Annotated in this window: 8 protein-coding genes and 3 tRNA genes; 7 read left to right on the forward strand and 4 right to left on the reverse strand. The window is 35.6% G+C overall.

Annotation, left to right across the window (positions count from 1 at the left end; genetic code table 11):
* Nucleotides 1–262: 262 nt before the first annotated feature.
* From H964_RS02280 to H964_RS11910, 5 genes are all read left to right on the forward strand, one after another.
* A complete protein-coding gene (locus H964_RS02280) occupies nucleotides 263–448 on the forward strand; it encodes a helix-turn-helix domain-containing protein (RefSeq protein ID WP_039764331.1) in 186 nt (61 codons plus the stop codon).
* A 367-nt stretch (nucleotides 449–815) separates the two neighbouring features.
* A tRNA-Val gene (locus tag H964_RS02285) sits at nucleotides 816–892 on the forward strand.
* 397 nt (nucleotides 893–1,289) lie between these two features.
* Entirely contained in the window at nucleotides 1,290–1,541 is a 252-nt protein-coding gene (locus H964_RS11900) for a hypothetical protein (RefSeq protein ID WP_237738169.1), read from the forward strand.
* Between the two features lie 44 nt (nucleotides 1,542–1,585).
* Nucleotides 1,586–1,936, forward strand: a complete 351-nt coding sequence (locus H964_RS11905) for a B12-binding domain-containing radical SAM protein (protein WP_051109288.1) — start codon at nucleotides 1,586–1,588, stop codon at nucleotides 1,934–1,936.
* Between the two features lie 83 nt (nucleotides 1,937–2,019).
* On the forward strand, nucleotides 2,020–2,586 hold the full coding sequence (locus H964_RS11910; protein WP_051109289.1) for a B12-binding domain-containing radical SAM protein: 567 nt from the start codon (nucleotides 2,020–2,022) through the stop codon (nucleotides 2,584–2,586).
* 245 nt (nucleotides 2,587–2,831) lie between these two features.
* Here the strand turns inward: H964_RS11910 and H964_RS02295 are convergent.
* The 4 genes from H964_RS02295 to H964_RS02310 form a co-directional block, all read right to left on the reverse strand.
* Nucleotides 2,832–2,908: transfer RNA gene (locus tag H964_RS02295), tRNA-Arg, on the reverse strand.
* Between the two features lie 73 nt (nucleotides 2,909–2,981).
* Nucleotides 2,982–3,069, reverse strand: a tRNA-Leu gene (locus H964_RS02300).
* A 68-nt stretch (nucleotides 3,070–3,137) separates the two neighbouring features.
* Nucleotides 3,138–3,359, reverse strand: coding sequence for an FmdB family zinc ribbon protein (locus H964_RS02305; protein WP_011918199.1), 222 nt, complete (start codon nucleotides 3,357–3,359; stop codon nucleotides 3,138–3,140).
* A gap of 81 nt (nucleotides 3,360–3,440) precedes the next feature.
* Nucleotides 3,441–3,959 carry a ferritin gene (locus tag H964_RS02310; RefSeq protein ID WP_011918198.1) on the reverse strand — a complete coding sequence of 173 codons (519 nt, stop codon included), beginning with the start codon at nucleotides 3,957–3,959 and terminating at the stop codon, nucleotides 3,441–3,443.
* Between the two features lie 302 nt (nucleotides 3,960–4,261).
* Here H964_RS02310 and H964_RS02315 point away from each other — a divergent pair, with 302 nt between their 5' ends.
* Both H964_RS02315 and panB read left to right on the forward strand, forming a co-directional pair.
* On the forward strand, nucleotides 4,262–5,104 hold the full coding sequence (locus tag H964_RS02315) for a Rossmann-like and DUF2520 domain-containing protein (protein WP_039764332.1): 843 nt from the start codon (nucleotides 4,262–4,264) through the stop codon (nucleotides 5,102–5,104).
* 3 nt (nucleotides 5,105–5,107) lie between these two features.
* The coding region (panB, locus tag H964_RS02320; RefSeq protein ID WP_039764333.1) for a 3-methyl-2-oxobutanoate hydroxymethyltransferase at nucleotides 5,108–5,804 on the forward strand (697 nt) is incomplete at its 3' end.

Here is a 5,804-nt window from a genome sequence, read left to right on the forward strand (position 1 = left end):
GGCATCTATATTAAAAAGAATTGCGGAGAGTTATGAGCTTGAAGCCAGACGGGAAGATGAAGAGGCTGAAAAAAGAAAATTAGAATGGTGATATAGAGTAATAATTTTGTTTTTTTATTTCTTAAAAAAAGTTTCTTTTATTCTTTCCTCTAACCATTTGTTTGTTGTAAAATTAAATGCAACAGGTGAAAAAAATATTGAAGCCATAGCTTCAAACTGCGTATGATATTAGTTGAAAATTCCAAACACATAAACAGGAGATTTGAAATTATGCCCTATTGATAATAATACCAAAAGGAGAAGGAAATTTAAACACACAAGTAGATTCGAAAGAGGAGCGATAGAAAAACTGATAGAGGTTAGTCTGGGCATAAGAGAAATAGCAAGAAAATTAGGCAGAAATGCAAGTACTATTTCACAGCAGAATAAAGCGAGGAACCACAACTAAAATGAATAGTGATTTGAGTACATTTGAAAAGTATTTTGAACCAACAGGACAAGCTGTGTGTAACAAAACCAGAGCAAGGTACTGTAGAAAAGTAAACTTTTAGAAGTGAAAGAATTTTTAAGCTTGCAGGAGACCTGTCAAGATTTTTGTGATTCCATTTCATAGCGTATATTGTAGAGCTGTAATATATTGTAACTACATTTTTTAAGAATATGTACTCCATTTTTTCTATATTCCTCAAGAAAATACATTATATAAAAAATTTTCCTATAAATTCTTGACACTATCCTCATCTTCACTTGGTGTTGCATCTTATAAGACATGTGGTATAATAAAATAAAAAAGGAATATAGTTACCTTAAGTGGTGGGGATATAGCTCAGTTGGTTAGAGCGCTTGCTTCACATGCAAGAGGTCATAGGTTCGAGTCCTATTATCCCCACCATTTATTTTCATAACTTTAGCTTGATGATGTAGTTTTATCATTTTTTGTTATTATGAAAACTTGTCTCAAAGCTGCATTTCTTCTTTTTATTGTCAGTTATTGTGAATTACTTACGAAAAAGCTATTTACTTTTTCAACATTTCGCAGAGTAATCTATTAAGTAATGAAACAAAATTACAAGTTCGTTGTTTGTTTAGCTGCATATTAGTATCTTTAGCAATGTTGTAAAATTTCCTAATATTCTTTATAATTTTGACCTTTCAATCAACATTTAAATCAGACAAGTTTTGAATACCCCATTTTTAAATTTGTGATAAAATAAAATTGAACTTTTTAGAACCAAAAAGAAGATTAAAGGTTATTAACTCATATCCAGATTTTAAGGAAATGAAGAAAAATGCGATTACTTCTTATTGCTCCTGCAGGACGTGCGTTGCGCCAGATGAAAAAAGGGATACTTAACTTTTCCACTCTCAACTTTGCTCTTACCTTACCTCGACTGGCTGCATTGTGTCCACCTAATATAGAAGTCAAGATTGTGGATGACCAAATAGAGGATATTTCCTATGATGAACCAGTAGATCTTGTAGGACTTACCGGAGAGACACCTCATGCACCAAGAGCTTATGAGATTGCTACTGAATTCTGACGACGAGGCATACCTGTTATCATGGTAGGTCTCATGCTACCTTAATGTCCAAAGAAACTCTTCAGCATGTAGATGCTGTAGCCATAGGCGAATGTGAAGAAATCTTTGGACAGATAATTGAAGATGCCAGACGTGGTCAACTCAAGAGAGTGTACCAAGCACCAGCAAAACCTTCTCTTGAGCATCTTCCTCCACCTCGCTTAGATTTACTTAAAGGCAAAAGGTACCTTCTAATAACTGCTGTGGAAACATCACGAGGCTGTCCATTTGCTTGCAATTTCTGTATGGTACGTTACATGTACGGCCGAGGGGTGAGACACAAACCTATAGAAGAAGTAATTGCCGATATTAAGAATGCACCAACTAAATTATATTTTTCACTGATGACAATGTAGTCGGTAATCCTGAGTACGCCCAAGAACTCTTCCGAGCAATGATTCCCTTGAAAAAATGGTGGATTGCATAGGCAAGTATTAATATGGCTTATGATTCTGAGCTTCTTGGCCTTGCCCAACAAAGTGGGTGCAAAGGGGTGTTTGTTGGGATAGAGTCTGTATCTCAGTCAAGTCTTCAAGAAGCTAATAAATATCAAAATCAGGTTGCACGTTACCGAGGGGTTATCTCTACTTTTCATAAACATGGGATTCTGGTAGAAGCAGGAATGGTAACAGGATTTGATAACGAAGATACCTCTATTTTTCCTCAAACATTTGAAATGTTGAGGGACATAGGAGTGGATCTTGTCAGTTTTAAAATTCTCACACCATATCCTGGAACAGAATTTTTCAAAGAAATGGAACAGGCTGGGCGAATACTTACATATAATTGGGAACTGTATGATGGAGAACATGTAACATATCAACCAGCACGTATGACACCTGAAGAGCTTCAGGCAGGTCATGATTGGCTTCGCAGAAAATTCTATTCCACTTCCCCTATCTTGAGAAGATTATTCAATGTAGCCAAACATCCGCTAATGCTTTTGTTTTCAGCTGTAGTGAATACCGCCTTTCATTTTATAGAATGGAGTGACTCTAAAAGATGAGATTTTTTTCTTAATTCTGTAGAAAAGTAAATAAAGAAAATTTGCTTCTACATAGTAAAAGTAAGAAAGAGCAACAGAATTGTAGCTCAAACTTTCAAAATAAATGTAAAATTTTCGATGAGGATTGTGTTGTTACTTGCTTTGACCATAATTGTACAGTTTTTGAATATGCGACAACTGACGACAGAGTCTATAATAAATGGTATTTGCAAATTTTCCTCTCTCTCAAAACCCTTGAAAATAACTGGCGCGCCCAGGAGGACTCGAACCCCCAACCCTCAGATCCGTAGTCTGATGCTCTATCCAATTGAGCTATGGGCGCGCAATTTTTATCATTTTTATTTTTGCATAAAAAATAAAGCCCTTTTTCCCAGGGCCTTATTTGCTTTTTTAATTGGTGCCGAGAGCGAGACTCGAACTCGCACGGGCTTGACGCCCACTACCCCCTCAAAGTAGCGTGTCTGCCAATTCCACCATCTCGGCACCTCACTCACGTTGCAATATATATTATAAAAAGCTCTCTCAACTTTGTCAATAACCTTTTTTGAATTTTAACTCCCGCAACAGCCTCTATTACCTGAACAGGTACTACAACTCTCACCTTTTGAACCATTTCCTGCTGATGTTCCAAAGTTTATTCGAGAGTAATCTCTTCTTACATCCTCTGATGCACATTTTGGACAGCTTACTTTAAGACCATTTGAAATCTCTGATATAGATGCTTTAACTTCAAAGACTTCTTCACAGCTATTGCAGATATATGTGTAAAGCATCACAGGTCACCTTCGTGTAGGTTATTATTTTTCTACTCAAATAGTATAGCAGAAAATAATACAAATTCAAATACTAATTTATTACTCTGCTTGCATTATCGAAGGTGGTGCGTAAACTCTTGTTGAAAGCTCTTTGTCCAAAAACAAAAGTCCGCTTGGGTCTTCTTTGATAAATTTTAGTTTTCTCAAGATCTTGTCCATTGTCTCCTCTTCTTCTGCCTGTTCATTTATAAACCATTGCAAGAAGCTGTGAGTTGTGAGATCCTTTTCTTCAAGAGCAGTTTTTGCTATTTCATGAATAGAAGATGTTATGAACTGTTCGTGAGCAAGTGCCAGTTCAAATACTTCTGTAGGTGATGTGTAATCTATTTTTGGCTGTTTTAATTCCTTTAGAATAACCCTTCCACCAATTTTGTTAATATAGTTAAAAATCAGTCTTGCATGGTCTAATTCCTCTTTTGTTTGAACCATGAAAAAGTGAGCAAAACCATCTAAATTCTGAGAAGAAAAATAAGCTTCCATGGCTGTGTAAAAATAAGCAGAAAACAATTCTTTGTTCAGCTGTTCATTTAACATGTCGATTATCTTTTGATTTTTCATCGAACAATTACACCTCTTTTTTAAATATTTTTTCATAGTTATTCTTACCCTCTAAACAAAAAAACTAACACTATTTTTTTTCGGATATTGTGGTATAATTAATATAAGGTGGCATCGACAAGAATGTCGAGCCATACTATATCCATTTAGGTTATCTTCTGTTTAAAAAATTAAATAGAAAGCTGCCCTGATTTTTAAAAGAACAGGGACTGCTAAAGGGCTTTGTTCTACGTTTTAATAACATTTTGCAAAGAAAGGCAGACTCTGTTCTGCCTTTTTTAATTTTTTAGGAGGTAATTTTTATGAAAATCGGTTTTTATGGAGCATCAAGAGCAGGAGTTTCTATGTGTTTTTATCTTATGAGCAAGGGCATTGAGGTTACAGGATTTTACAATCGCACATATGAAAAAGCAAAAGAAGCTGCCAATTTGACAAATACAAAAGTTTTTCAAACTGTAGAAGAATTGATTGAATCATGTGATGTAATTTTTCTTAGCATATCTGACTCTGCTATTGAAGAAGTTTCTAAAAATCTTCCTCAAGAACTTTCTAAAAACAAAGTTTTTGCTCATCTTTCTGGGGCACTGTTGTCGAGTGCAATAAAAGTGTCTTGCAGAGGAAAATTTTCTCTGCACCCGGTGCAGACATTAAGGGGTCAGATAGAAGATGTTCAAAAGTTAAGCAATGCAATGTTTTCTTTGGAAGGTGATGAAAAAGGGAAAGAAGTTGGTAAGATAATACTTCAAAAAATGGGGAATAAATATATAGAGCTTAAAAAAGAAGATAAAGTAAAATATCATCTTGCCGCAACGATTGCTTCGAACTATTTAATTGGACTTTTAAATTTTTCATACAGCATTTATAAAGATCTAAAACTATCTGACGACATTATATTCTCAATGATAGGTCCTCTTGCAAAGGCCTCATTAGAAAACTTTTTAAAAGATAGATTGAATTCTTTAACTGGCCCTGCTTCAAGAGGAGATATCTCAACTTTGGAAAAACATTATATGGTACTTCCAGATAGCCAAAAGAGTACATTTTTGGAACTGTTGAAACTGACGTTGGAACTCATAAGAGAAAGAGGTCAATTTGATACTTGCGAGAAATTGCAAGATTTTATTAAATCGAAAGGTGGGATTTGAGCTATGAACAAGGTTACAACAAAGACACTATTCGAAAAAAAACAAAAGGGCGAAAAAATCACCATGCTCACAGCTTATGACTACACTTTTGCAAAACTATTTGACAGTTGTATGGTAGACATCTTGCTTGTTGGCGACTCACTTGGTATGGTAATACTTGGATATGATTCGACAATTCCAGTTACTATGGAGGATGTGGAACACCATGTAAGGGCTGTTGCAAGAGGAACAAAGTACGCAATGGTTGTTGCAGATATGCCATTTTTGTCCTATCATACAACACCTGAGGAAGCTGTAAAAAACGCTGGAAGATTAATTAGAGCAGGTGCATATGCAGTTAAGATGGAAGGGTGCGATGACGTTATTGACAAGATAGAAGCTGTGATTAAAGCTCAGATTCCTGTTATGGGACACCTGGGACTTACTCCTCAGTCTGTAAATGTATTTGGTGGGTATGAACTTCGTGCAAAAGAGGAAGAAGAAGCAAAAAAGTTAATAGAAGATGCAAAAAAGCTTGAAGAGGTGGGTGTTTTTGCAATTGTGCTTGAAAAGGTTCCTGCAATGGTTGCAAAACAGGTTCAAGAAAGTGTGAAAGCACCAATAATTGGCATTGGTGCAGGCCCTTATTGCGATGGGCAGGTGCTTGTATGCTATGACATGCTTGGAATGTATGAAGACTTCAAACCTAAATTTGTGAAAA

The sequence above is a fragment of the Caldicellulosiruptor sp. F32 genome (assembly GCF_000404025.1).
GTDB lineage: Bacteria > Bacillota > Thermoanaerobacteria > Caldicellulosiruptorales > Caldicellulosiruptoraceae > Caldicellulosiruptor > Caldicellulosiruptor saccharolyticus.